The sequence below is a fragment of the Solirubrobacter soli DSM 22325 genome, from assembly GCF_000423665.1.
Lineage (GTDB): Bacteria > Actinomycetota > Thermoleophilia > Solirubrobacterales > Solirubrobacteraceae > Solirubrobacter > Solirubrobacter soli.
This window is the reverse complement of record NZ_KE384075.1, coordinates 829-26419: the sequence shown is the minus strand read 5'-3', so window position 1 is coordinate 26419 and position 25591 is coordinate 829. Positions and strand designations below refer to the sequence as shown.

The following is a 25591-nucleotide window of genomic DNA, read 5'->3' as shown; positions in this document are numbered from 1 at the left end:
GGTGTTCGTGTTGTGCCGGACCGATCGTGAGGCGTCGCCGCCGCATCGTGGCCTGACCTGCTTCATCGCCGAGAAGGAGCCGGGCGCGCCGGAGAACCCGGGGCTGATCGTGCCGCCCAAGATCAAGAAGCTCGGCTATAAGGGCGTGGAGTCCACCGAGCTGGTCTTCGACGGCTACCGCTGCCCGGCGGAGATGATCCTCGGCGGCGAGCAGGCGGGCCTGAACAAGGGCTTTGCGCAGATGATGGACGCGCTGGAGGTGGGGCGTGTCAACGTCGCCGCGCGTGGGGTCGGGATCGCGCAGCGCGCGTTGGAGCTGGGCTTGAGGTACGCGCAACAGCGGCGGGCGTTCGGCAAGCCGATCGCCGAGCATCAGGCGATCCAGTTCAAGCTCGCCGACATGGCGACCAAGGTCGAGGCCGCGCGCTTGTTGATGCTCAAGGCCGCGCGGATGAAAGACGCCGGCCAGCGCTCAGACGTCGAGGCCGGGATGGCCAAGCTGTTCGCCTCAGAGACCGGCAAGGAAGTCGTCGAGGACGCCTTCCGCATCCACGGCGGCTACGGCTACTCCAAGGAATACGAGATCGAACGCCTCTACCGCGACGCGCCACTGCTACTGATCGGCGAAGGCACCTCAGAGATCCAACGCATGGTCATCGGCCGCAAACTGATCGAGCGGAACAAGGTCTAACAGGCCTGCGGCCGGGTGGCGCCCGGCGGCAGGCAGCGCGCCGTGACCGACGGGCGCTTGCGGGCACGGATCGTCAGCACCTTGTGGCTGCCGATCGTGCCCGGCTTGGTCGTCACCACGGTGATCTTCGTCCCGACCTTCAGCGGGCGCTTGATGAACGCCTTCAGCGAGACCGTTCCGGCCTTCTTCTTGGTCACGGTGTAGGTCTTGGCCGAACAGCCCTTCGGGCACGTCGCCTTGACCGTGGCGCCCGCGGGCACCGCGGTGACGTTGAGGGCGGTCAGGCGCGTCGTGCGGCGGCCGGAGCTGAACTGGTAGGAGATCGTCGGCGCGAGCGTCACGAGCGTGGCGGCGGGTTGTGGCGTCGGGACCGGTGTCGGTTGCGGGAGCGGCTGCGGTTGCTCGGGCAGCGCGATCGGGCCGAGCGAGCTCCACGACCCGAAGCTGGGCGCGCCGTTGGCGGGGACGTTCGCCGACATGACCGCCAGCTCGTTGTTGATGCGGGCGAAGATCAGCTCGTGGCCGGGCGCGTCCGAGGTGGCCGTGGGGGCGGAGCTCAGCGGCGTCGCGTCGACCTTCGACCACACCGTCCCCGACGAGCGGTGCTCGTGGTAGTAGAGGCCGTTGTCGACGCCGCGCACGTAGATGTCCAGCCGGTCCGGGTGCGCGAACGTGGACGCAGGTGCGCCGACGGAGATCCCGCCGGCGTTGCCCCAGTCGTGCCAGGTGCCGTCGAGCCAGTAGCGCTGGACGACCTGGCCGACGTTGTCGCGCACGAAGATGTCGATCGAGCCGAGCGTGCTGAAGCCGACGACGGTCGGCGCCGAGCCGATGTTCCCGCCCAGCGACTCCCACGCCGACCAGTCCTGACCGGCCACGAGCGAGCGGTGGTAGAGCTGGTTGTCGGTGCCGCGCGCGGCGAGGTCGATCGTGGTCGTCCCGTACCGGAACCCGGCCCCGGGCGCCGACGTCACCTGCCCGCCGAGCGAGCGCCAGCCGAACCAGTTGCCGGTCGGCAGCAACACGTTCCACCAGACCGCTCCGTCCTGTCCGCGCGCGAACAGGTACAGGGACGTCCCGAACGCCAGCACCGCCGGACCGGAGCCCGCGGAGAGGCCGTCGACCGGCGCCCACGCGCTCCACGTGCCGTTGTCCATCACGCGCCCGATGATGCGGTCGTCCGCGGCGTGGGCGAACACGTAGACCTTGCCGTTGAGCGTCGCCGCGGCCGGGTTGTCGTCGAAGACGTCGGCGCGGGCGGGGGAGGCGAGTGCGGCGAGCGCGAGGAGCGCGACCAAACAGATCCGGCGGACCACGTCGAGGACCCTAATCCGTTCCGGTCCGAACCCGCAATGCTGACGCTCCGTCAATTTGGCGCAAGGTTCTCTGAACGCGAGCGTTGTTGTCGGCGTGAACACCGTCTGGGCGGGCCTCGAGATCCGCATGTGCCCCGCACTCAAGCGAACGCATCTGACCGTCTACGGGGCCGTCGACGACCAGCGACTCACCGAGATCAAGCGCGCGGTCGCCGACGCGCTCGCCCGTGGCCACAAGGTCACGTTCGACTTCGACAGCCTCACGCTCGTCGTCCGCGCGGCGCTCGGCGACCTGCTCGCGCTCGCCGAGGAGTCCACGCAACCGTGACCCCCGTCGATCGCGCGCGCGGACGGCGCGCTCGCGCGTCAACGCGCCACGACCCGCATCGGTCAGCACGGAGTACTTGCATCCGGACCCACCACTGCCCGCATCCGGCTCCGGACCCGCCGTTTCTCTCGTCTTGCCAGTTCGTGGCAAAACGCCCGATCACGGGCGGCGTGGACGATCCGCTGACTTGACTGACCGCCAGATGCGATAGACCATGTCCCATGGCGTCGTCCCCGGCCGACCAAGCGCTCACGCTCATCGCCTTCCGGCAGGCGCGGCGGCGCACGTTCAACGAGCGGCTGGCCGAGATCGACTTCGCCCCCGAGGCGATGCTGTATCGGTGCGAGTGCGGTCTCGTCGCGTGCGAGACCGCGATCAAGCTGACCGGCCTCGACTACATGGGCCTGCGCGCCAACCCGCGCCGCTTCGCCGTCTGGAGCGAGCACGCGATCCCGGAGGCCGAGGAGATCATCGCCAGCCGCGGCGGCTGGTCGATCATCGAGAAGACCCCGGGGCCCGCCGCCGACTTCGCCGCCGCGACGCACGTCCCCTCCGCGGCGGTCGAGCGGTGGATCGGCTCCACCACATAGCGATCTTCACCGCCGACTACGCGGCGACGGCCGCCTTCTACCGGGAGGTGTTCGGCGCGACCGCCTCCGACGAGTGCACCCAGCCCTCGGCGATCACGTTCGGCGGGGTGACCCTGCACGTGTTCGAGCACGAGGTCTCGGCCTCCTGGGCGCCGGCGCACCTGCATCACTTCGCCGTCGAGGCGCGCGACCTCGACGACTTCATCGCGGTGCGCGACCGGTTGCTGGCGCGCGGCGCGTGCGGCGAGGACGTGATCGACTTCGGCCTGCACGTCTCGCTCCTCGCCACGGACCCGGACGGCGGCATGGTCGAGGTGCTGGTTCCGGCGGGCGCGCGTGAGCGGCTGCCGTTCCCGGTGACGCCGCACTGATGGACCCGCTGCGGCGCTTCTACGCGCAGGAGTACGTCGAGGACGTCCGGCTCACGCGCAGCCCGCACGGGCGGCTGGAGTTCGCCCGGACGGTCGAGCTGCTGGCGCGGGTGCTCCCACCGCCGCCCGCGCGGGTGCTCGACGTCGGCGGCGGGACGGGCATCCACGCGCGCTGGCTGGCCGAGGCCGGGTACGAGGTGACGCTCGTCGACCTGATGCCCGAGCACGTGGAGCAGGCGGCGCGGATCGCGGGTGTCAGGGCGATCGTCGGCGACGCCCGCGCGCTCGACGTCGGCGGCGCTTATGACGTGGTGCTCCTGCTGGGACCGCTCTATCACCTGGTCGACGCCGCGGATCGCCTGCAAGCCCTGCGCGAGGCGGTGCGGGTCGCACGGCCGGACGGTGTCGTCGCGGCGGCCGCGATCGGCCGCTACGCCGGGCTGCTGGACTTCGGCGCGCACGCGGGTCTGGACGAGGTGACGGAGCCGCTCGTGCGCGCCACCCTCGAGACCGGGCGCCACGATCCCGCGCTCGGGTTCACGACGGCCTACCTGCATCGGCCGGAGGAGTTGCGGGAGGAGCTGATCGCCGCAGGGTTGCGCGACGTCGAGGTGTTCGGCGTCGAGGGACCGTCGGGGCCGGCGCTCGACGCCCACGGCATCGACCGGATCGACGAGTTCCTGGATGCCGCGCTGCGCTGCGCGCGGATCGCCGAGCGCGACCCGGCCTTGATGGCGGCCAGCGCGCACCTGCTCGGCCTCGCCCGGGTGTAGCCTTACCTGCCAACCGTTTGGTGGGAGGCGTGGATGAGGTTCGAAGGCAAGGTCCTGCCGGCCACGGGCGCGGGGTCGGGGATCGCGGCGGCGACCGCGCGCCGCTTCGCGGGTGAGGGCGGCCGGGTGGCCGTGCTCGACCTGTCCGAGGAGCGGGCGCACGCGGTGGCCGCGGAGCTCGAGGGGTCGGTGGCGATCGCGTGCGACGTCGCCGACGAGGACGCGGTCGCGGCGGCGGTCGTGCGCGCGCACGAGCACCTGGGGCGGATCGATTGCGTGCTCAGTGCGGCCGGGATCGCGGACTTCGGCCCGCTCGCGGACTGGTCGCTCGAGCGTTTCAACCGGATGCTGCAGATCCACGTCGGCGGCACGTTCCTCGTGTGCCGCAGCGCCGTGCCGCTGATGGGCGCCGGAGCGATCGTCAACGTCGCGTCGATCGCCGCCATCACGGCGCAGCCATTCAACGCTCCCTACGGCGCCGCCAAGTCGGCGATCGCGGGCTACACCCGCCAGCTCGCCCTCGAGGTCGGGCCGGAGATCCGCGTCAACGCGGTCGCGCCGGGTCGCATCCGCACGGGCATGACCGAGCCGCTCTACGTCCAGCGTGGCGGCGGGGACTACGAGGCGGGCGCCCGCCTGGCCGGCGCGACGGCGGCGAGACGATCGTCTAGGGCACAGTGAGGCGCAGCGAGCCGACCTTGACGGTCGTCGCGTTGCCGGTGCTGAGCGACCACAGGTTGCGGACGACCGGGAGGCGGCGGGTGCCGTCGTCCACCTCGACCCCGTCGATCCAGTCCGGCACCATCCCGAGGGCGCCGCGCAGGCGGCCGTTCCTGGCGCGATCGGCGATCACGAGCTTGCCCGCGAGCGCGTCGGTCACGTCGGCGCAGGTCGCGGTCCGGCCGGCGCCGGCGTGGACCTGGAGGCACAGGCCGGCGCGGGTCGCGATCACGCGTACCCGGCCCGAGGTCGTGAAGATCTGCTCGTTGGGCGACTCGCGCAGGAACGCGAACGCGGACAGCAGCTTCGGTGCCGGCTTGGCGTAGTCGTCGCCGAGCAGGACGGTGACGTCGTAGATCGTCCCGCCCGGCAGCTCGCGCGCGGTGCCGAAGCGCTCGATGCCGAGGGCGCGCGCGACCTTGCGCGCCTGCGCGGCGTGCGCGCTGTCCGCGAGGACGATCGAGGCGCGGCGCGACGCGGGCAGGTTGCCGACGTCCGCGGACGGCCCGAGCCTGCGGATCGCCTGCGCCGCGGTCGTCGCCATCCCTTCGAAGCCCGCCGTGTTGTAGATCCCGATGCTCGTGCCCCGCAGCGAGACGAACGGCTGCTTCGCCGGCGGGGCCGTCCCGTTCCGTTCGGGCAGGAGGAACATCGCGCCGATCGCGACCGCGGCGGTGGCCACGAGGGCGACGGTCGGCCACAGCCGCACCCGCGGCCGCGCGCGCTCCGCGACCGCACGGTGGGCGGCCTCGGTCATCTGCTGCTCGAGCTCGGCGAGGAAGTCGGTCACGGCGTGTGCTCCAGTCCGGCGCGCAGGCGGGCGAGCGCGCGCGAGACGCGCTTGCGGATGACGGTCTCCGAGGTGGCGTGGGTGTCGGCGATGTCCGCGTACTCGCGCTCGTGGACGACCCGCGCGGTCACGGCGTGCCGCTGCTCGTCGGGCAGCTGCTCGAAGAGCCGGCCGATCAGCCGCCCGGTCGACTCGGACGCGGCGAACGCCTCGATGCGCTCGATCGCCTCGTCGTCGACGACGATCCGCGGCAGCTTGAGCTTGCGCCGCGCCGCGTCCTCCACGCGCCCGCGCTCCAACGCCCGCGCGAGCTTGTGCCGCGCGATCCCGTACAGCCACGCGCTCGCGGGGCCGAGCGCGGGCTTGAAGCGGGGAAGCCCCTCGAGCGCCGCGGCGAACGTCTCGGCGGTCAGGTCGGCCGCGACCTCGCCGTCGCCGGTCCGCCGTGTCAGGTAGCCGAGGAGCGTCGGCGCGTGCCGCCGGTAGAACTCGCCGAACGCCTCGCCGTCCGCGAGCGCGTCGACGAGCAGTTGCTCATCGGACCGTTCCATCCAGAGAGGTATTGCGGCCGGCGGCGAAGCTGTGACCGCTACGCGGTCCAGATGCCGGCGGGTGGGCCGGCGTCCTCGAGTGGGGCGAGGGCTCGGGCGACGTCGGCGACCGGCGGGCCGCCGTGGAGGGAGACGTAGGCGGCGCCGAGCAGCGCCGAGGCGTGTGCCTCCGGGAGCGCGACGGCGCGCCGGATCCGGTCCAGCGCACCGCCCGTCACGAGCAGCAGGCGCAGGCCTTCGCGCGGGTGCTCGTCCAGCGCCCGGGCGACATCGGAGACCCGCGCCGCGCCGTCCAGGCGCTCGAGCAGGCGCTCGGCCTCCGCGTCCACGGCGAGCGCGAACAGCTCCTCCTTGGAGCCGCCGCGCGCGTACAGCGTCGGCTTCGCCAGACCCGCCGCGGCGGCGACCGCGTCGATCGACGTTCCCTGCAGTCCACCGTGCGCGAACGCACGGGCGAGGGCGATCGTGTCGAGCTGTGCGCGTGGCCGCGGCATCGTTTCTTGACTGTACAGTTCAGATTCGACCGGGGGGAGCCAAGCGGTTGCGAGTCTCCGACCGACGGGACAAAGAACCTGGCTCGGACCCGACTTACGGTCCTGGGCATGGACTTCAACGCCCTCCGTCGCACCGGGCACGCACCCTCGCTCGTGGCCGCGCTGCTGCATTTCGACGTCTCCTTCATGGCCTGGGTGCTGCTCGGCGCGCTCGGCGCGTACATCGGCGACGACCTCGGCCTGTCCGCTTCAGCCAAGGGCCTGATGGTCGCCGTGCCGTTGCTCTCGGCGGCGTTCTTCCGGGTGCTGCTCGGGCTGCTCGGCGACCGCTACGGCCCGCGTCGCGTCGGCCTCATCTCGATGAGCGTCGTCGTCCTCGCACTCCTGCTCGGCTGGCTCGCGGCGGAGACGTACGGCGCGTTGCTCGGCGTCGGCGTCCTGCTCGGCGTCGCGGGGTCGAGCTTCGCGATCTCGCTCCCGCTCGCGAGCCGCCACTACCCGCCGCGCCACCAGGGGCTCGCGATGGGGATCGCGGGCGCGGGCAACTCCGGCACGGTGCTGACGACGCTCGCGGCGCCGCGCCTGGCCGAGCACGTCGGCTGGCACGCGGTCTTCGGGCTCGCGCTGATCCCGGTGCTGCTCGTGTGGGGCGCGTTCGCGCTGCTGGCCAAGGAGCCGCCGGCGCCGGCGAAGCCGGTGCGGGTCGCCGACCTGCGGGCGATCGCCGGCGAGCGGGACGCGTGGCGCCTGTGTGGCCTCTACGCGGTCACGTTCGGCTCCTTCGTCGGCCTCGCGAGCTTCCTGCCGATCTTCTTCCACGACCAGTACGGGCTCTCGAAGGTCGACGCGGCGACGATCGTCGCCGTCGGCGGCGCACTCGGGTCGCTGCTGCGGCCGTTGGGCGGCGCGCTCGCCGACCGCCACGGCGGGACGACGGTGCTGACCGCGGTCTTCGGGATCGGCGCGGCACTGCTGCTCTTCTCCTCCGCGCTGCCGGCCCTGGGCGCTGCGGCGGTCGCCTTCCCGCTGGTGATGGGGACGTTCGGCGTCGGGAACGGCGCGGTCTTCCAGCTCGTTGGTATGCGCTACCGCGAGCGGATCGGCGTGCTCACCGGCCTGGTGGGCGCGGCGGGCGGGCTCGGCGGGTTCTTCCTGCCGACGATCCTCGGCACCGCGCGGGACGCGTTCGGCTCCTACGGGCCTGGCATCGGCGCAATCGCGGCGGTCGCGGCCGTCGCCCTGTGCGGGACGCTGGTCGTGCGCGGGACCTGGATCGCCCCGGCCGGAGCGCAGGCATGAGCCTGGCCAGCGGTCACGTCGGGCCCGGCCGTGCGGTTTCAGGCGTCCCGGTTTTGCCGCGGCGCACGACGTTGGTCGTCGGCGGTGGCATCGCGGGGCAGGCGGTGCTCGAGGCGATCCGCGAGCGCTCCGACGAGGCGCTCACGCTCGTCACCGCGGAGCCGCGCCTGCCCTACGACCGAGTCGCGCTCTCGACGCTGCTGGCCAACGGTGCCGACCCGGACACGCTCACGCTGCGACCGGCCTCCTGGTACGAGGACCAGCGGATCGAGGTGCGCCTCGGTGAATGGCTGCACACGGTCGACACCGACGCCTACGACCGCGTCGTCCTGTGCACCGGCTCGGACGCGCTCGTGCCGCCGATCCCGGGCGCCGAGCACGCCCAGGTCTTCCGCGGTCCGGAGGACTGCGCGGCGATCGCCGCCCACGCGGGCGGCCGGGCGGTCGTCATCGGCGGCGGCCTGTTGGGGTTGGAGGCCGCGTACGGGCTCGCCTCGCTCGGCTGCTCGGTGACCGTCATACACCTGATGGACCGCCTGATGGAGCGCCAGCTCGACGGCGGCGCCGCGGCGCTGCTCGCACCCGCGATGGAGGCGCTCGGCGTCGAGGTCCTGCTCGAGCGCAACACGAAGCGGATCACGCCGCACGGCGTGCAACTGGAGGACGAGTTCGTCGAAGCCGACCTGGTCGTGATCAGCGTCGGCATCCGCCCGCAGATCTCGCTCGCCCGCGCGATGGGCCTCGATGTCAATCGCGGGATCGTCGTCGACGACCAGCTGCGGACCTCGCACCCGAAGGTCTTCGCCGTCGGCGAGTGCGCCGAACATCGCGGGATCGTGCACGGGATCGTCGCGCCGATCCACGAGCAGGCGCGCGCGCTGGCCGCAAATGAGCCCTACACGGGCACGATCCCGACGGCCAAGCTGAAGGTGATGGGGGTGGACCTCGTCTGCGCCGGGAACCCCGAGGGGGCGCGAGCCGTGGTGGTCAACGACCAGCGCACCTACCGCAAGCTCGCGGTCGACGGCGACGGCCGCACCGTGGGCACGATCCTGCTCGGCGACACCCGCGGCGCCGAGCTCCTGATGGACGCGGTCCGCACCGCGCGCGAGGCGAGCGACCCGCTCGCGCTGCTGGCCGAGGCCTCACAGGCGACCGCCGCCGACCTCCCCGACAGCGCCCGCGTGTGCAACTGCCACGGCGTCTGCAAGGGCGAGATCGTCGATGCCATCCGCACGCGCGGGCTCGGCTCGACGCTCGAGGTCGTCAACGTCACCCGCGCCGGCGCCGGGTGCGGCTCCTGCAAGCCGCTGGTGGGCGAGCTGCTGGCGATCGAGCGCGGCGGCGCGGCCGAGGAGGCGACGTACCTGTGCCCGTGCCGGCGCCAGACGCGCGAGGAGCTGGCGGCGGTCGTGCGGGAGCGGGGGCTCGAATCGGTGTCGGAGTTGAGCGCGGCCTGCGGCGCGGGCCGCGACTGCGGCGCCTGCAAGCCGGGGCTCGCGTACCTGGTGAGCGAGGTCTGCGGCAACCGCCACCGCGAGGAGCGCCACGCGCGCTTCATCAACGACCGCGTCCACGCGAACATCCAGAACGACGGCACGTTCTCCGTCGTCCCGCGTATCCGCGGCGGTGTCACCACGGCGGAGGAGCTGCGGCGGATCGCCGACGTGGCGGAGAAGCACGAGGTGCCGCTGATCAAGATCACCGGCGGCCAGCGGATCGACCTGCTGGGCATTCGCAAGGAGCAGCTCCCGGCGATCTGGGAGGAGCTCGACATGCCGTCCGGGCACGCGTACGCGAAGGCGGTGCGGACGGTCAAGACGTGCGTCGGGACCGACTTCTGCCGCTTCGGCCTCGGCGACGCGATGGGTGTCGGCATCGAGCTCGAGCGGGCGATGGAGGGGCTCTACACGCCGCACAAGGTCAAGTCCGCCGTCACGGGCTGCCCGCGCAACTGCGCCGAGGCGTACGTGAAGGACATCGGGCTGGTCGCGGTCGAGGGCGGGTGGGAGCTCTACGTGGGCGGCGCCGCGGGCGCGACCGTGCGCAAGGGCGACCTGCTGGCCACGGTGCCCAGCTCCGACGAGGCGATCCGGCTCTCGCTCGCCTTCCTCCAGCACTACCGCGAGAACGCGGAGTACCTCGAGCGCACCTACGGCTATCTGGAGCGCGTGGGGATCGACGTGGTCCGCGACGCCGTCGTGGGTGACATCGACGGGCTGCTCGAGCGCTACCGGATCGCCAAGGCCGCCGCCGATCCCGACCCGTGGCGCGAGCGTCACGCCCCCGTCCATCCCCGTCAGTTCGCGGAGCTCGACTCATGACCGCACTCGCCTCAGAGACCTGGACCCTCGTCGGCCGCGTCGACGACATCCCGCTGCTGGAAGGCCGCAGCACGTCCGTGGATGGGCGCCGGATCGCGGTCTTCCGGCTGCTCGACGGGTTCCGCGCGGTGGATGCGGCTTGTCCCCACGCTGCCGGTCCGCTGGCCGACGGGATCGTCGCCGACTCCTGCGTGACCTGCCCGTTGCACGGCCGCCGGTTCGACCTCTCGACGGGCTTCGCGTTGAACGGGGACGAGGCCGTGGCCGTCCATGACGTGCGGGTGGATGGCGACGAGCTCTGGGTGCGGCTTGCCCTCTGACACAAAGACCACCTGCCCGTACTGCGGGGTCGGCTGTGGGCTCGTCGCCTCCGTCGAGGAAGGCCGGCTCGTGGCGGTGCGGGGCGACGCGTCGCATCCCGTCAACCGCGGTGCCACGTGTCGCAAGCCGACACGGCTCCCCGAGGCCGTGCACGCGCCGGACCGCGCGACGACGCCGATGTGGCGGGCGAGCACCGACGAGCGCTGGCGCGAGGGGTCGTGGCGGACGGTCATCGGCGCGCTGGCGGACAAGCTGCGCTCGGTGAAGCCCGAGGAGATCGCGTTCTACATCTCCGGCCAGCTGCTGACCGAGGACTACTACGTCGTCAACAAGCTGGCCAAGGGCTTCCTCGGCACCAACAACGTCGACTCCAACTCGCGGCTGTGCATGTCTTCGGCCGTGGCCGGCTACGCAGGCGCTCTCGGTTCCGACGGCCCGCCGCCGTCCTACGCCGACATCGACGAGGCCGACGTGCTGTTCCTCCTCGGTTCCAACGCGGCGTCATGCCACCCGATCGTGTGGAACCGGATGCGCAGCCGCGGCGCGTATCTGATCGTCGCCGACCCGCGGGTGACGCCGACCGCCGAGCACGCCGACCTGCACCTGCCGGTCCGGCCCGGCACCGACCTGCCGCTGCTGAACGCGATGCTGCACGTGCTCGAGCGCGACGGCCTGCTCGACCGGACCTTCTTGGAGCGCCACACGCGCGGTGCGGACGACGCACTGACGATCGCGGCCGAGTGGACGCCTTCACGCGCCGCCGAGGTCTGCGGGGTCCCGGCGGAGGACATCGTCGCCGCGGCGCGCCGGTTCGGCTCGACGAAGCGGGCGATGGCGCTGTGGTCGATGGGCGTCAACCAGTCGACGGTGGGCGTCTTGAAGAACCGCGCCATTCTCAACCTCTGCCTGGCGACCGGGAACATCGGGCGGCCGGGCTCCGGACCGCTGTCGCTGACCGGCCAGCCCAACGCGATGGGCGGGCGCGAGACGGGCGGGCTCTCGACGCTGCTGCCGGGCTACCGGAAGGTCGCCGACGCCGAGGATCGCGCGTGGATGCGGCGCTTCTGGGGCTCGCCCGGGATCGCTCCCGACGCGGGGCTCGCGGCCACCGAGCTGGTGGAGGCGCTTGAGGACGGGCGAGTGAAGGTGCTGTGGATCGTCGCCACCAACCCGGTGGTGTCACAGCCCGACGCGGGACGCTTCGCCGCGGCTCTGCGGCGTGCCGATCTCGTCGTGTGCCAGGACGCGTACTTCCCGACCGAGACGGGCGCGACGGCGCACGTGCTCCTCCCGGCCGCGCAATGGCCGGAGAAGGACGGGACGATGACGAACTCCGAGCGCCGCGTTTCCCTGGTCTCGCGCGCTCTGGACCCGCCGGGCGACGCGCTGCCGGACTGGGAGATCTTCGCCCGCGTCGGCCGGGCGCTGGGGTTCAAGGAGGAGTTCGCGTGGCGCAGCGCCGCGGCCGTGCACGCCGAGTACGTACGCGCGACCGAGGGGCGCCTCTGCGATCAGTCGGGGATCTCGCACGCCCGGCTACGTCGCGACGGGCCGCTGCAGTGGCCCGTGCCGTCGGCCTCGCATCCCGGGACCGAGCGGTTGTATGCCGCGCGGCGCTTCGGCTTCCCCGACGGGCGCGCGCGGCTGGCGCCGACGCCGCACACGGCGCCGGCCGATCCGGTGTCGCCCGACTTCCCGTTGGTGCTGACGACCGGCCGCGTCGCCCAGCAGTGGCACACGATGACGCGGACGGGGAAGTCGCCGTCGCTCTTGGAGGCCGAGCCGCACCCGTTCGTCGAGTTGAACCCGGTCGACGCGACCGGCCTTCCGGATCGCGTGCGGGTGCGGTCGCGGCGCGGGTCGGTGGTGCTGCGGCTGCGGGTGTCAGAGCGGGTCCCGCCGGGCGTCGCCTTCGCGCCGTTCCACTGGGGCGCGCTGCACGCCGAGCCGGGCGCGGGGACGGTCAACAACGTCACCGCGCGCGACGTCGATCCCGTGTCGTTGCAGCCCGAGCTGAAGGCGTGCGCGGTGCGGGTGGAGCCGGTGAGCGTGGCGGTCGCGCCGGATGCGCCGGGACGGCGGCTCGTGATCGTCGGCGCCGGGATGGCGGGGATGGCGGTCGCGGAGTCGGTGCTGGCGCACGATCCGGACTGGCAGATCACGGTCGTCGGGCGCGAGGACGACGAGCCGTACAACCGCGTGCTGCTCTCGCAGGCGCTGGCGGGTGACATCGAGGACTCGCGGCTGGCGTTGCGGCGGCCGGAAGCAGTCTCTTTGCGGCTGGGCGCGGCGGTGCGGTCCGTGGACACACGCTCGCGGTGCGTCGAGCTCGAGGACGGCGCCGTCCTGGAGTACGACGCGCTGGTGCTGGCGACCGGCTCGGCGCCCTGGCTGCCGCCGGTGGCGGGGCTCTCGCGGGCGCACGTGTTCCGTTCCATCGCGGACATGCGGGCGATCCGGGAGGCGGCGGCTTCCGCCTCCACCGCCGTCGTGGTCGGCGGCGGGCTGCTCGGCCTGGAGGCCGCGCGTGGGCTGCGTGAGCTCGGTGTGGCGGTGACGGTGGTGCATCTCGCCGATCGTCTGATGGAGCTGCAGCTCGATGGCTTGGCCGCGCGGCTGCTGGAGCGGCGGATCCGGGCGCTCGGGATCGACGTCCTCTGCGGGCGGAGGACCGAGGCGGTGACCCCGGAGGGCGTGGTGCTCGACGACGGCGTCGTCGTGCCGGGCGAGCTGGTCGTGTTCGCCACGGGCATTCGGCCCGAGGTGGCGCTGGCGCGTGACGCGGGGCTCGAGGTCGAGCGCGGCGTCCTCGTCGACGACAACCTGCGGGCGAGCGCGCCGGGCGTGTGGGCCGTGGGGGAGTGCGCGGAGCACCGCGGGACCGTCTACGGGCTGTGGGCGCCGGTGCTCGAGCAGGCGCGGGCGGCGGGCGCGGCGATCGCGGGCCGGCCGGCGGCGTTCCTCGGCGCGGTGCCGGCGACCACGTTGAAGGTGGCCGGCATCGATCTCTTCTGCGCGGGCCGCGCGGCCGAGCCCGACGACGGGGCCGACGAGGTGATCGCCCTGGACTCTCGCCGCGAGCGCTACCGCAAGCTCGTGGTGCGCGACGGGCGGCTCAGCGGGGCGACGTTGCTTGGGGATCTCTCGGACGCGCGGACGCTGCGCGGGTTGATCGCGTCCGGTGGCGTGGTGCCGGACGCGCTGCTCGAAGCCGGCGCTCCCGCGGCCGCTGCCGAGCCCGACCACCTCGTGTGCTCGTGCCAGGTCGTCTCCTCGGGCGAGATCCGCGCCGCGATCGCCGAGTTCTCCCTGACGACGGTCGAGGGCGTCTCGGAACGGACGGGCGCGTCAACCGGCTGCGGCGGCTGCCGCCCCGACGTGGAGAAACTCCTGCTCACCCCGTAGTCTTCCGCGCTTCGGGAGGTCCTACCAGAAGGGGGAAGAATGAGGGGACGCAATCTCGTTACCGGCGTGGCGGCAGCCGCGCTGGCCGTCGGCGCGTACGCGGTGGGGTCGAGCCAGAACGCGGCGCCGGCGATCGCCCAGAAGGGCTCGCAGGTCAACCTGTGGCAGACCTACCAGGACGTGTTCACCAAGGCGCGCTACATCAGCCTCAGCCACGTCCTGACGCCGACGCAGCCCGTGTGGAAGGGCTTCGGGCCGTCGACCTTCTCGCCCACGCTCAACCCGGACACGGGTCAGCCGTACACGTACGACAAGGACGGGTTCGAGGCGACGCACTACGACATCTCGACCGACCAGTTCGGCACCCAGCTCGACCCGCCCGCCCACTGGGCGCCGGAGTATCCGGCGATCGACGAGCTGCCGGCGACGTTCGCCGCTCCGCGCCCGCTCGTCGTCATCTCGATCGTGCCGCAGGTCAAGAAGAAGGCCGACTACCACCTGCAGGTGAGTGACATCACCGCGTGGGAGAAGAAGAACGGCCGCATCCCCGAGGGCTCGGTCGTCATGGTCCGCTCTGACTGGTCGAAGAAGTGGACGTCGGACCCGGAGAAGGCGAAGGCGCTCGCCGCCGACCCGGTCTTCCCGGGCGTCTCGCTGGACGCGATCAAGTTCCTCCAACTCAAGCGCCACATCCTGTTCCACGGCCATGAGCCGCTGGACACCGACACCACGCCCACCCTGGAGGGCGAGGCGTGGCTGATGCACCACGGCTACGCGCAGGGCGAGGGCATCGCCAACCTCGACAAGGTGCCCGAGACCGGCTGCCTGATCTCGACCGGCTTCCCGCGCTTCAAGGGTGGCACCGGCGGCCTCGTCAGCTACACCGCGATCTGCCCGCCCGGCGTCAAGGGCGACAAGATCTCACGCGCCGACGCGCCGCTGAAGAAGCTCAGCCCTCCGCTGCACTGGGACGCGACCACCGGGACCCGCGTCCGCTGAGTCCGCTCGTCGTTCCGCGTCCCCGGGCTACGGCTCGGGGACCGGGACGGCGCCCCGCTCCGCGGCGACCTTCTGCAGCACCTGCGTGAACGTCGCCGCGTCCTGCGCGCCGGACACGCCGTACTTGCCTTCGATGACGAAGAACGGCACGCCGTTGATGCCATAGGCGCGCGCCTGCGCGATGTCCTGCCGGACGTCGTTCTCGTACGTGGTGTCGGCGAGCGCCTGGAGCGCCTCGTCGCGGTCCAGACCCACCTCTTGGGCCAGGTCGGCGAGGTCGCTGTCGCGCCCGACGTGCTTCCCCTCGACGAAGTACGCCTTCAGCAGCCGCTCCTTGAGCTCGAGCTGCTTCCCGTGCTGCTTGGCGAAGTGCAGCAACTGGTGCGCCTTGAGCGTGTTCGTGTGCTGGAGCGCGTCGAAGTCGTAGTCGAGGCCCACGTCCTTCGCGATCCCGGCCACCCGGTCGAGCATCGGCCTGACCTGCGCGGCGCTCATCCCCTTGTGCTTGGTCAGGAAGTCGATCTCGGAGCCGTCGAAGTCGACCGGTGTGTCCGGCGCGAGCTCGAACGAGTGATAGGTCACCTCGACGTCGCCGTCGAACGCTCGCGCACCGGCCTCGAACTTCCGCTTGCCGATGTAGCACCACGGACACGCGATGTCCGACCACACGTCTACTTTGATTGGCACTTCAAAAAGTATAGTGCCGCGGTGCGGGTACCGTCCGGCGATGAGCTGGGGACGCGAACGGCAGGCGAAGATCTATCGCGACGGGGCGCTCGGCCGCCGGCCGGCGATCCCCGCGGACTTTGCGACGCTCGAGGAGCGCGCGTCGCGGCGGGCGTCGGTGCGCGCGTGGGCCTACTGCGCGGGCGGGGCGGGCGAGGGCGCGACCATGCGCGCCAACCGCGCCGCGTTCGAGCGGTGGGCGATCGTCCCGCGGATGCTGCGCGACGTGTCCTCGCGCGATCTCTCGGTGACCCTGTTCGGGCGCACGATCCCCGCCCCGGTGCTGTTCGCTCCCGTGGGTGCGTCGGAGCTGCTGCACCCGGAGGGCGACCGCGCGATCGCCCGCGCCGCAGCCGAGCTCGGGCTGCCGTACGTGTTCTCCAACCAGGCGTCGTGGTCGATGGAGGACTGCGCCGCGGTGATGGGCGACTCGCCGCGCTGGTTCCAGCTGTACTGGAGCACCGACGAGGACCTGGTCGACTCGTTCCTCGCGCGGGCGGCGGCGGTGGGGTGCGAGGCGGTCGTGGTGACGCTCGACACCACGATGCTCGGCTGGCGCCCGCAGGACCTCAACCTCGGGTCGCTGCCGTTCGCGCGCGCCGAGGGGATCGCGCAGTACCTGTCGGACACCCGGTTCTGGGAGCTCGTGCGCAGCCGCAAACCGGGCGCGGCGGCGGAGGTCGAGGTCACGCTCGGGGCGATCCGGACGCTCTTCGCGATCAGCCGCAACGTGCCCGGCTCGTTCTTGGCCAACCTGCGCTCGCCCGAGCCCCGGGCGGCGGTCGACACCTTCCTGAATACGTACTCGCGGCCCTCGCTCACCTGGGCCGACGTCGAGGGCCTGCGCGAGCGCACTTCGCTTCCGATCCTCCTGAAGGGCGTCCTGCACCCCGACGACGCGCGCCGCGCGGCCGCGGCGGGCGTCGACGGCATCGTCGTCTCCAACCACGGCGGGCGGCAGGTCGACGGGGCGATCGCCTCGCTCGACGCGCTCGTCGACATCGTCCCGGCCGCGTCGGGCCTCACGGTCCTGCTGGATTCCGGCGTGCGCACCGGCTCAGACGTCTTCAAGGCGCTCGCGCTCGGCGCCGACGCGGTCCTGATCGGCCGCCCGCACATCTACGGCCTCGCGTTGAACGGGGCGGACGGCGCCCGCGACGCCGTCTCGAACATCGTCGCCGAGCTCGACCTCACCCTCGGCCTCTCCGGCCACACCTCGGTGCGCGATCTCGACGCAAACGCGTTGCAGATCCGGCGCTGATTCGTAACGAGCGCGTCTTGTTCCGTTCACCGCACGCCCCGAGGCTTGGGGGGTGGCAAGGAAAACCGTCCTCAGAGTTAGGAAATCCTTGCCACCCCATGCCCGACTCGGGCTGGTCACGACGACCGAGCTGCTCGGACAGGGGCTCACGAGCGCCGCGATCACCAAGCGCGTGGCGCGGGGTGCCCTGCGGCGCTGGTACCCCGGCGTGTACTCCTACGGCCCGGGCGAGCTCTCGCGGGAGGCGGAATGGATGGCCGCGGTGCTCGCGGCGGGTGACGGAGCGGTGCTGAGCCATCGGTCGGCGGCGGCGTTGTGGGAGGTGCGGCGCGACTGGCGGGTGATCAGCGACGTGCTCGCGCCCCGCGGGCGGCGGCCGAAAGGGCCTGTTCTGGTGCACGGCTATCGGCGGCTCGACCCGCGCGATGTCACGGTCCACAAAGGCATCCCGGTCACGACCGTCGCGCGCACCCTCGTCGACCTCGCCGACGTGCTCACCGCGCACCAGTTGGCCAAGGTGATCGACGAGGCCGCGCACTGGAACCGGTTCGACCTCAAGGAGACCTACGCGTCGATGCGACGCGCGAACGGGCGCCGCAACCTGGGCGTGCTCGACCGGGCGATCGGCCTGTACATCGCCGGCAGCGCGGGCACCAAGAGCCGTAACGAGGACGCGTTCCTGACGCTCCTGCAGCTCGCCGGGTTCCCCGAGCCGCTCGTCAACGTCGAACTGGCCGGCGAGGAGGCCGACTGCCACTGGCCGGAGCACAAGCTCGTCGTCGAGGTCGATGGACCGGGCCATAGGCGCCCGACCGCCCGCCGCACCGACCGGCGCAAGGACGAGGCCTGGCACGCCGCCGGCTACACCGTCCTGCGCTTCACCGACACCGACATCAACGAGCGGCCGAGCGACGTGCTCAGCCGCCTGCCGTTCTAGCCCGCCGTCTCCGCCGCCTCGAGCCAGTCGCTCTCGAGCTGCTCGCGCTCGGCGGCGACCGTGGCCAGCTCCTCCTGCAGCTCGCGCAGGCGCACGTGATCGGTCGCCGCGGCGGCCATCGACTCGTGCAACTGCTCCTCGCGCTCACCGAGCTTCTCCAGCGCGCGCTCGAGCCTCGCGACCTCCTTGCGCGCCGCGCGCACGACCGCCTGGTTCGGGGTGGAGCGGACGGCCGCGGGCTTGGAAGCGACCAGCTCCTCCTCCGCGCGTCGCTGCTCGAGGTACTGCTCGATCCCGCCGGGCAGGTGGCGGATCGAGCCGTCGCCCGGGAGCGCGTAGACGTTGTCGCACACCCGCTCGACGAAGTAGCGGTCGTGGGAGACGACCACGAGCGTCCCGGGCCAGCCGTCCAGCAGGTCCTCCAACGCGGTCAACGTGTCGATGTCGAGGTCGTTGGTGGGCTCGTCGAGCAGCAGGACGTTCGGCTCGCCCATCAGCAGCCGCATGAGCTGGAGCCGGCGCCGCTCGCCGCCGGACAGGTCCCGGACCAGCGTGCGGCCCTTCTCGCCCCCGAACCCGAAGCGCTCGCAGAGCATCCCCGCGGTGAGCTCGGACCCGTCGCCGAGGCGGGCGCGACCCTTGATCGCCTCGACCGACTCCAGGACCCGCAGGTGCCCCGGGATCTCCGCCGTGTCCTGCGACAGGAAGGCGAGCTTGACCGTCGCACCGCGTGTGACCTCCCCGGCGTCGGGCGCCTGCGAGCCCGCGATCACCCGCATCAGCGACGTCTTGCCGGACCCGTTCACGCCCACCAGCGCGAAGCGGTCGCCCGGACCCAAGCGCCAGGTGGCATCGCGGAGGATCCGGCGGTCGCCATAGGCAAGCGAGACACCCTCCGCGTCGAGCACCTTGTTGCCCAGCCGCGAGGTCGAGAACCGGAGGAGCTCGGCGCGATCGCGGGGCTCGGGCTCGTCGGCGATCAGCGCGTTGGCCGCCTCGATCCGGAACTTCGGCTTGGACGTGCGCGCCGGCGGGCCGCGCCGCAACCACGCGAGCTCCTTGCGGATCAGCTGCTGGCGGCGTTCCTCACGCGCGGCCGCCTGCCGCGCCCGCTCCGCCCGCGCCAGCGTGTAGGCCGAGTAGCCGCCCTCGTACTGATAGACGTCCGTCTCGGCGACCTCCCACGTGAGCGTGCAGACGGCGTCCAGGAACCAGCGATCGTGGGTGATGACGAGCATCGAGCCGCGCCGCGCGGCCAGATGCCTCGCCAGCCAGTCCACGCCCTCGACGTCGAGGTGGTTCGTGGGCTCGTCGAGGAGCAGCAGCTCGGGGTGGTCCAGCAGCACCTTCGCCAACGCGATCCGCCGGCGCTCGCCGCCGCTCAAGGGCGCGATGAGCGTGTCGAGCCCCTGCGGGAACCGCGCGATCTCGACGCCCCCCAGCAGCCCGTCGAGCACGTTGCGGTAGGCGGCGTCGGCCATCCACTCGTGGTCCGGCCGCCCGCCCACCAGCTCCGATCGGATCGTGCGGCCGGGGTCGAGATCGTCCCCCTGCCCGAGCATCGCCATGTGCAGCCCGCCGGAGCGGGTCACGGCGCCCGCGTCCGGTTCCTCGACCCCCGCGATCAGGCGCAGCAGCGTCGACTTGCCGTCGCCGTTGCGGCCGACGATCCCGATCCGGTCACCTGCCGAGACGCCCAGTGTGACGTCCGCCAGCACGGTCCGCGCGGCGTAGCCCTTGGTGGCGTCCTTGAGGTTGACGAGGTTGCGGGGAGAGGTCATAACCGGCCATCAGCCTACGATCAACGCGTGGAATCGTTGGAGGAGGAGCAGAAACACCTGGACGAGACGGGTGCGGCGTATGACCTCGCGTTCGCCGCGCTCGTCGGCCGGAGGCGTTCGCAGGGCATCGACGAGTTCGCCAACGAGGCGCTCGAGCAGATGCGCCGCGAACGCATCCGCGTGTACACCGAAGCGAGCGGCCCGCTGTACTTCGGCCGCATCGACGGCACCGACGGCGAGACGCTCTACGTCGGCCGCCACGCCGTCTGGAGCGGCGACAACGAGCTGCTGTCGGTCAACTGGCGCGCGCCCGCCGCGGAGCCCTTCTACGCCGCGACGGCGCACGAGCCGCGGGGCGTGCGCAGGCGGCGGCGCCTGGACATCGAGGACCGGAAGGTCCTGGGCTTCGTCGACGAGACGCTGACCCAAGAGGGCGACGACCACCTCACCGACGCGATCGTCGAGGACATCACCCGCCAGCGCGTGGGTGAGATGCGCCAGATCATCTCGACGATCACGCCCGACCAGTACGAGCTGATCAGCCGCGAGGCCGATGGCGCGCTCGTCATCCAGGGCGGCCCGGGCACGGGCAAGACCGCCGTCGGCCTGCACCGCGCGGCCTGGCTGCTCTACGCCGACCCGGATCTGGGCCGCGCGGGCGTGCTCGTCGTCGGCCCGAACGAGACGTTCATCCGCTACATCGAGCAGGTGCTGCCGGCGCTCGGCGAGGGTGGCGTCGAGCAGCGGCCGATCGGCTCACTGATCGCCGAGCCGCACGGCGAGGTCGACGAGACGCGCGAGCTCGCGGCGCTGAAGGGCAGCGCGCGGATCGCCGTGGTGATGGAGCGCCTGCTGTGGAACCGGCTCAGCCTCGAGGGCGGGGAGATCCCCTTCGGTCGGCGCAAGGTCGTGACGGTGACGCGCGAGGATCTGGTCGAGATCGTGGACGCCGTCCGCGAGCGCACGTTCAGCTACGAGGCCGGGCGCGAGCGCTTCCGCGAGCGGCTCGCCGGCCTGATCGCCTCGCGCGTGCTCGACCGCGACTCGCTGGCCGGCCAGGAGGAGGCGATCAGCGCCGTGCGCAAGACCAAGGAGTACCAGCGCATGGCGACCAAGTCGTGGCCGAAGGAGACGCCCGAGGCGCTCGTCGGGCGGCTGTACAAGAACCGCGCTCGCCTCGCGGAGGCCGCCGGGGGGCTGCTCTCGGACGACGAGCTCGCGCTGCTGCTGAAGTCGAGCGCCGCGACCAAGCGCAAGGACATGACGCCTACTGACGTCGCTCTGCTCGACGAGGCGCACTGGCTGATCGACCCGACCCTCCGGCGCTTCGGCCACGTGGTCGTCGACGAGGCGCAGAACCTGACGCCGATGGAGCTGCGGATGGCCGTCCGCCGAGCGCGTGGGCAGTCGCTGACGATCCTCGGCGACCTGTCGCAGCGCACCGCCGACGCGGGCGTCTCGAGCTGGGACGCCGTGCTCGACGAGGCCGGCGTGAGCACCCACGAGGTCAGTGAGCTGCGGATCTCCTATCGCGTGCCGAGCGACTTCCTCGTGCTGGCCGGCGCGCTGCTGCCCGAGGGCGCGCCCGCCCCGCGCGGCGTGCGCGACGCGCCGTTCCCGGCTGTGGCGATCGACACCGACGACGTCGGCGCCTCGGCGGCACGTGTCGCGGCGAGGTTCGCCGGCGAGGTCGGCTCCGTCGGCGTCTGCGTCCCGCACGTCCACATGGACGCGGTGCGCGCCGCGTTGACGGATTTCGTCGATGCCACCGACGGCTCCCCACTCGGCGCGGGCGTGAACCTGATCGACCTGCACGTGGCCAAGGGCCTCGAGTTCGACGCGGTCGTGGTGGTCGAGCCCGAGGCGATCCTGCGCGAGCGTCCCGACGGCGGCGTCGGCGGCCTCTACACGGCGCTCACCCGGTCCACACGGGCGCTCGCGATCGTCCATTCCGAGCCGCTTCCCGATGCCCTTTCGGGCACCGCTGTGTTGCGGACAGAAACTGACCGCAACCGTCCGTAATCTGCTTCTCATGGACTTCAAGCTCGAGCTGATCTCGGTTCCCGTCTCCGACGTCGACCGCGCCAAGGCGTTCTATGTCGACCAGGCCGGCTTCAACGCCGATCACGATCACCGGGTCGACGAGAACCTCCGGTTCGTGCAGCTCACGCCGCCCGGCTCGGCGTGCTCGATCGCGATCGGGCAGGGGCTGACCGAGTCGGAGCCCGGGTCGGTCAAGGGCCTCCAGCTGGTGGTCGATGACATCGAGGCCGCGCGGGCCGAGCTGGCCGGCCGCGGCGTCGAGGTCTCGGACGTCCAACGCTTCCCGTGGGGCGCGTTCGTGTTTTTCTCGGACCCGGACGGGAATGCTTGGGCCGTGCAGGATCTGACCGGCACCCGTCCGGAGTAGCCCTGGCTTCCTACGGCATCAACCCGAAGGCCGTGGCGCGCGCCGAGCAGTTGATCGACGCGCGCCAGTACGTGCTCGAGAGCGAGTGGAACCGCGTCCAGCCCCGAGCCGCCGACGAGAACGCGTACCTCGAGAAGCACTCGTGGGAGGACTACGAGCTGTGGCATCTCGGGTTGACGGACGGCGCCGCGGATCGGACGAAGGCGCGCTACGCCTTCGTCTACGGGGACTTCCGCCGCGTGCACCGCATGGGGCTGATCGCGTGCGTCTACCGGGCGTCGGAGTGGCGCCACAAGGAGATCGAGCTGGCGGCGCACGATCTCCTGCAGCGCCTCGACGCGCTCATCTCTTGACGGACACCGTCTTCTTCGCGCTCGCGCCCGCCGCGCTCACGGTGACCGACAGCTTCGACGCCTTCTTCGCGTCGGCGGCGGAGAGCTTGAGCGTGCCGCTGAACTTGCCGTTCTTGATCGTCAGGCTCAGGGTCTTCGACCGCGCCTTCTTGCCGAGGGTGTAGGCGAGCTTGACCGTGACCTTGCCGGTCGCGGTCGTCGTGCCCGAGATCGTGACGGTGCGCTTGGAGCGCTTGAACGTCGCGGTGGCGATCTTGGGGGCGACCGGCGTGGCGGTGGGGCTCGGCGTCGGCAGGACGGTCGGCGCCGGGGTGGGTGAGGACGTGGCCTGCGGTGGAGCGGTCGCGGTCTCTGTGGCGGTCGCGGTCGCGGTTGCCGTCTGCGTCGCGGTTGCCGTCTGCGTCGCCGTTGCGGTCGCCGTCTGCGTCGCGGTCGCGGTCGCCGTCTGCGTAGCCGTCGCCGTTGCAGTTGCGGTCGCCGTCTGCGTCGCGGTCGCGGTGGGCGTCGGCGTCGCGTCCGCTTGGACGATCACCGTCCCGGTCATCTCCGCGTGCGCTCCGCACACGAACGTGTACGTCCCCGCGTTGGCGAATGTGCAGTAGCCCTCCCAGCCCGGCGGATTGACGAACGCGGGCATCGGCGGCGCGTCGTTGGCGTCGATCGTGAACCCGGGCGAGGCCTTGGTCTGCGGACAGGATGCGGGCGCGGGACCGGTCTTGAACTCGACGTCGTGGTAGGTCGCACCCGCCGGATACGCGAACGCGACCCGCTCGCCGGGCTTGATCGTGACGCTGTTGTCGGTGCTCCCCGACCCGCGCTCCTGGAACCAGTTGAGCGCGCCCGAGTCGTGGGCGTCGACGCGCGCCGCCGCCGCGGGAGGCGTCGGCGTGGCGGTCGCCGTCGCGGTGGGCGTGGCGGTTGCCGTCGCCGTCTGCGTCGGCGTCGCCGTGGCGGTCCCGGTCACCTCGATCGTGCCTTCCATCCCGCCGTGCACCTGGCAGTAGAACGAGTACGTCCCGGGCGCGTTGAACGTGCAGTACGCCGACCAGACCGGCGGTTGCGGACTGTCCGGGACCGGCGGGACGGTGTCGGGGTCGATGTCCGAGCCGGCGGTCTGCGTGCAGCTGCTCGGCTGCGGGCCGTCCCGGAACGCGACGTTGTGCGAGGCGGTGCTCGCCCCGTCGTCGCCGTAGGTGAACGTCACCTTCCCGCCGGTCGTGATCGACACGTCGTGGTCGGCGCTGCCGGCGGTCGCGGCGTCCTGGAAGTAGTTGTCGTGGACGGTCATCGCCGCGTCGAGCGGCACCGGCCCGGGCTCCTCGCCGGACGCGAGCGCAGGTACTCCGATCACGAACATCGCCGCGCACGCGAACCACGGCAGGCACTGCTTTCTCACCCTCACGAGGACCCCCCTCAGTACAACGAACCGACGCCCACCTTACCCCGCCGTCCTACGGTTGAGACCATGGTTCGCGCGATCGTCATCACCGGCGCGCCCGGCGCGGGCAAGTCGACCGTCCTCGAAGCGTTCACCGGCCTGCTCGACAACGACCGGGTGCCGTTCGCCGCGTTCGAGACCGAGCAGTTCGCGTGGGGGTACCCCTGGCTCGAGGAGGAGACCGCGTACGCGGTGGTCGCCGTCGCCGTCGAGGCGCTCAAGGCCCGCGGCCGCGACCTCTTCGTCGTCTCCGCGACGACCGAGACCGACGCCCACATCGACGCCCTGCGCGCCGCGCTCGCCGCCGACGAGACGACCGTCGTGTGCCTCACCGCCACGCCCGAGACCACGTCCCGCCGCGTCTTCGAGCGCGAGCCGCCCGAGTGGCTCGGCCGCGACGAGCTCGTCGCCCAGTCGGCCGTGCTGGCGAGGCAGATCCCGGCACTGCGCGGCATCGATCTGCACGTCTCCACCGACGGCCGCCACGCCAACGACGTCGCGGCCGAGATCCGCCGTGTCTGGGGGGTGGCAAGGATTTCCTAACCCAGAGGACGGTTTTCCTTGCCACCCCTGGGCGCAACTTCGCTCAGGAGCCCTTGTTGGAGCCGATCGGTGGGGTGAACTGGCCGATCAGGATCGCGATGATGCCGTTGGCGCTCGGGGCGGGCGCGGGGCTGGGCGGTTCGGCGGCGGAGGCGACGGTCGGCACGACAGCGAGGGCGGTGATGGCCGTGAGGGTGGCGATGAGCTTGGTCATGCGGGTGAGGACCCGAGGTGCGCGGCGAAGGTTGGCCACTTGCGTCGCGGTCGCAGGCGCGCTCGCCACGGGCGCCCCCGCCGCACGCGCCGAGACGACGCCGATCGGGTTCGTCGACGGGGCGTTCGGGCGCTTCGACCGGGACACGCTCGCGCCGGTCGCTCCGAGCCTGCCGCTGCCCGAGCCGCACGCCCGCCCGATCTACTCGGCCGACGGCAAGCGGGTGGCGCTCGGGCTCTCCGCGGCAGGACCCGGTGGGGCGGGCCGGATCGGCGTCTGGATCGCGGACCCGGCGAACGTCACGGTGTTGCACGCGGTCGCGACCGGGATCGCCGCCGAGGCCGTGGTCTTCCCGGGCGTCGTCGCGGCGCTGCTGCAAGACGGGCGGCTCGTGGTGATCGATCCCGACACGGGAAGGATCGAACGCACCCGCCGCGTCGGCTACGCGCACTGCGCGCCCGCGGCGCTGCACGCGGCGGGCCGCGGCGTGCTCGTCAACGCGATCGGACGCTCGTCCGTGGAGGTCACGATCGTCGAGGCCCGCGGTGCGCTGCACCGGGTGCGGCTGCCGCTCGCCGTCGCGGGTGACTCGTGCCGCAAGGTCGGGCTCGCGGCGGGCGGGGACCGCGTCTTCGTCACCGGCCGCGACGCCGTCGCCGAGCTCGACCCGCGCACCCGCCGGGTCACGCTGCACCGCGGCGCGGGCGGCACCACGGCGGCGTCGGTCCCGGGCGGCCTCGCCGTCGCGGGCCCGGCCGGCCTGCGCGTCCTCGACACGACCACCTGGCGCACCCGTTGGCGCGACCCCGCCGCCAGCGAGGTGACCGCAACCGACGACATCGTGGTCACCACCACAGGGGGAGGGGGCGCGGGCCGCTCCACGCGGCGCGAGGAGGGCGGCGGCCGAGCGGCGCGGCGGGACGAGAACGCGGGCCGCGCCACGCGGCGCGACGAGG

25 protein-coding genes and 1 pseudogene are annotated in these 25591 nt (G+C 72.3%); 18 read left to right on the top strand and 8 right to left on the bottom strand.

From position 1 onward, the window contains the following. Positions 1-691: acyl-CoA dehydrogenase family protein (locus G569_RS0144275; RefSeq protein ID WP_028068170.1), on the top strand; the 691-nt coding region annotated here is incomplete at its 5' end. Here G569_RS0144275 and G569_RS0144270 read toward each other — a convergent pair. Then, on the bottom strand, positions 688-2007 hold the full coding sequence (locus tag G569_RS0144270; RefSeq protein WP_037503838.1) for a DUF8189 domain-containing protein: 1320 nt from the start codon (positions 2005-2007) through the stop codon (positions 688-690). The genes G569_RS0144275 and G569_RS0144270 overlap by 4 nt on opposite strands. Before the next feature lie 94 nt (positions 2008-2101). Between G569_RS0144270 and G569_RS0144265 the strand changes: the two genes are divergently transcribed. From G569_RS0144265 to G569_RS56900, 5 genes are all read left to right on the top strand, one after another. Continuing rightward, positions 2102-2335, top strand: a complete 234-nt coding sequence (locus tag G569_RS0144265; RefSeq protein WP_028068168.1) for a hypothetical protein — start codon at positions 2102-2104, stop codon at positions 2333-2335. A 221-nt stretch (positions 2336-2556) separates the two neighbouring features. Continuing rightward, complete coding sequence (locus G569_RS64395; protein ID WP_028068167.1) at positions 2557-2925, top strand: hypothetical protein; 369 nt, start codon at positions 2557-2559, stop codon at positions 2923-2925. Further along, on the top strand, positions 2904-3296 hold the full coding sequence (locus G569_RS64390; RefSeq protein WP_028068166.1) for a VOC family protein: 393 nt from the start codon (positions 2904-2906) through the stop codon (positions 3294-3296). The genes G569_RS64395 and G569_RS64390 overlap by 22 nt, the downstream gene beginning before the upstream one ends. Then, entirely contained in the window at positions 3296-4069 is a 774-nt protein-coding gene (locus G569_RS0144250) for a class I SAM-dependent methyltransferase (RefSeq protein ID WP_028068165.1), read from the top strand. Before G569_RS64390 ends, G569_RS0144250 begins: the two co-directional genes overlap by 1 nt. A 33-nt stretch (positions 4070-4102) precedes the next feature. Continuing rightward, the gene (locus G569_RS56900; RefSeq protein WP_053227913.1) at positions 4103-4750 is read left to right on the top strand and encodes an SDR family NAD(P)-dependent oxidoreductase; all 648 of its coding nucleotides are present in this window, start codon (positions 4103-4105) and stop codon (positions 4748-4750) included. On the opposite strand, the gene G569_RS0144240 is transcribed toward G569_RS56900, so the two are convergent. Genes G569_RS0144240 through G569_RS65095 form a run of 3 tightly spaced genes read right to left on the bottom strand, consistent with a single transcriptional unit; the run spans position 4737 to position 6624 of the window. Then, a complete protein-coding gene (locus G569_RS0144240) occupies positions 4737-5579 on the bottom strand; it encodes a LytR C-terminal domain-containing protein (protein WP_028068164.1) in 843 nt (280 codons plus the stop codon). The genes G569_RS56900 and G569_RS0144240 overlap by 14 nt on opposite strands. Beyond that, positions 5576-6130: an RNA polymerase sigma factor gene (locus tag G569_RS60430; RefSeq protein ID WP_053227912.1), complete on the bottom strand. Its 555-nt coding sequence runs from the start codon at positions 6128-6130 to the stop codon at positions 5576-5578. Before G569_RS60430 ends, G569_RS0144240 begins: the two co-directional genes overlap by 4 nt. Before the next feature lie 38 nt (positions 6131-6168). Next, positions 6169-6624, bottom strand: a complete 456-nt coding sequence (locus G569_RS65095) for a TetR family transcriptional regulator (RefSeq protein WP_028068163.1) — start codon at positions 6622-6624, stop codon at positions 6169-6171. Positions 6625-6732: 108 nt separating this feature from the next. On the opposite strand from G569_RS65095, the gene G569_RS0144225 reads away from it, so the two are divergent. The 5 genes from G569_RS0144225 (at position 6733) to G569_RS0144205 (ending at position 14972) form a co-directional block, all read left to right on the top strand. Further along, positions 6733-7923 (top strand): MFS transporter, encoded by a 1191-nt coding sequence (locus G569_RS0144225; RefSeq protein WP_028068162.1) that lies wholly within the window; start codon positions 6733-6735, stop codon positions 7921-7923. Continuing rightward, positions 7920-10247, top strand: a complete 2328-nt coding sequence (gene nirB, locus G569_RS0144220; protein ID WP_084286387.1) for a nitrite reductase large subunit NirB — start codon at positions 7920-7922, stop codon at positions 10245-10247. Before G569_RS0144225 ends, nirB begins: the two co-directional genes overlap by 4 nt. Beyond that, positions 10244-10567, top strand: a complete 324-nt coding sequence (gene nirD / locus G569_RS0144215) for a nitrite reductase small subunit NirD (RefSeq protein WP_028068160.1) — start codon at positions 10244-10246, stop codon at positions 10565-10567. The genes nirB and nirD overlap by 4 nt, the downstream gene beginning before the upstream one ends. Next, positions 10557-13973, top strand: coding sequence for a nitrate reductase (locus G569_RS0144210; protein ID WP_028068159.1), 3417 nt, complete (start codon positions 10557-10559; stop codon positions 13971-13973). Before nirD ends, G569_RS0144210 begins: the two co-directional genes overlap by 11 nt. Before the next feature lie 66 nt (positions 13974-14039). Further along, the gene (locus G569_RS0144205; RefSeq protein ID WP_211233287.1) at positions 14040-14972 is read left to right on the top strand and encodes a cyclase family protein; all 933 of its coding nucleotides are present in this window, start codon (positions 14040-14042) and stop codon (positions 14970-14972) included. Between the two features lie 27 nt (positions 14973-14999). On the opposite strand, the gene G569_RS0144200 is transcribed toward G569_RS0144205, so the two are convergent. After that, positions 15000-15659 (bottom strand): DsbA family oxidoreductase, encoded by a 660-nt coding sequence (locus tag G569_RS0144200; protein WP_211233285.1) that lies wholly within the window; start codon positions 15657-15659, stop codon positions 15000-15002. Between the two features lie 40 nt (positions 15660-15699). On the opposite strand from G569_RS0144200, the gene G569_RS0144195 reads away from it, so the two are divergent. Both G569_RS0144195 and G569_RS0144190 read left to right on the top strand, forming a co-directional pair. Further along, positions 15700-16959 carry an alpha-hydroxy-acid oxidizing protein gene (locus G569_RS0144195; RefSeq protein WP_028068156.1) on the top strand — a complete coding sequence of 420 codons (1260 nt, stop codon included), beginning with the start codon at positions 15700-15702 and terminating at the stop codon, positions 16957-16959. An 88-nt stretch (positions 16960-17047) separates the two neighbouring features. Further along, positions 17048-17896, top strand: coding sequence for a DUF559 domain-containing protein (locus G569_RS0144190; RefSeq protein WP_028068155.1), 849 nt, complete (start codon positions 17048-17050; stop codon positions 17894-17896). Here G569_RS0144190 and G569_RS0144185 read toward each other — a convergent pair. Continuing rightward, positions 17893-19677, bottom strand: a complete 1785-nt coding sequence (locus G569_RS0144185; protein WP_028068154.1) for an ABC-F family ATP-binding cassette domain-containing protein — start codon at positions 19675-19677, stop codon at positions 17893-17895. The two genes, G569_RS0144190 and G569_RS0144185, sit on opposite strands and share 4 nt — an antisense overlap. Positions 19678-19704: 27 nt before the next feature. On the opposite strand from G569_RS0144185, the gene G569_RS0144180 reads away from it, so the two are divergent. From G569_RS0144180 to G569_RS0144170, 3 genes are read left to right on the top strand one after another with little or no spacing between them, the layout of a single operon-like run. Continuing rightward, complete coding sequence (locus tag G569_RS0144180) at positions 19705-21699, top strand: HelD family protein (protein ID WP_028068153.1); 1995 nt, start codon at positions 19705-19707, stop codon at positions 21697-21699. 10 nt (positions 21700-21709) lie between these two features. Then, positions 21710-22087 (top strand): glyoxalase superfamily protein, encoded by a 378-nt coding sequence (locus tag G569_RS0144175; protein ID WP_028068152.1) that lies wholly within the window; start codon positions 21710-21712, stop codon positions 22085-22087. A 2-nt stretch (positions 22088-22089) separates the two neighbouring features. Then, a complete protein-coding gene (locus tag G569_RS0144170; RefSeq protein ID WP_028068151.1) occupies positions 22090-22440 on the top strand; it encodes a hypothetical protein in 351 nt (116 codons plus the stop codon). Here the strand turns inward: G569_RS0144170 and G569_RS60420 are convergent. Continuing rightward, a complete protein-coding gene (locus G569_RS60420; protein WP_157592744.1) occupies positions 22430-23842 on the bottom strand; it encodes a plastocyanin/azurin family copper-binding protein in 1413 nt (470 codons plus the stop codon). The genes G569_RS0144170 and G569_RS60420 overlap by 11 nt on opposite strands. Before the next feature lie 63 nt (positions 23843-23905). Between G569_RS60420 and G569_RS0144160 the strand changes: the two genes are divergently transcribed. After that, complete coding sequence (locus G569_RS0144160) at positions 23906-24421, top strand: AAA family ATPase (protein ID WP_028068149.1); 516 nt, start codon at positions 23906-23908, stop codon at positions 24419-24421. A gap of 43 nt (positions 24422-24464) precedes the next feature. Here the strand turns inward: G569_RS0144160 and G569_RS63610 are convergent, their stop codons facing one another. After that, positions 24465-24635 carry a hypothetical protein gene (locus G569_RS63610; RefSeq protein ID WP_157592743.1) on the bottom strand — a complete coding sequence of 57 codons (171 nt, stop codon included), beginning with the start codon at positions 24633-24635 and terminating at the stop codon, positions 24465-24467. Positions 24636-24666: 31 nt separating this feature from the next. Here G569_RS63610 and G569_RS64380 point away from each other — a divergent pair. Next, positions 24667-25591: pseudogene (locus G569_RS64380) on the top strand (hypothetical protein); the annotation flags it as partial.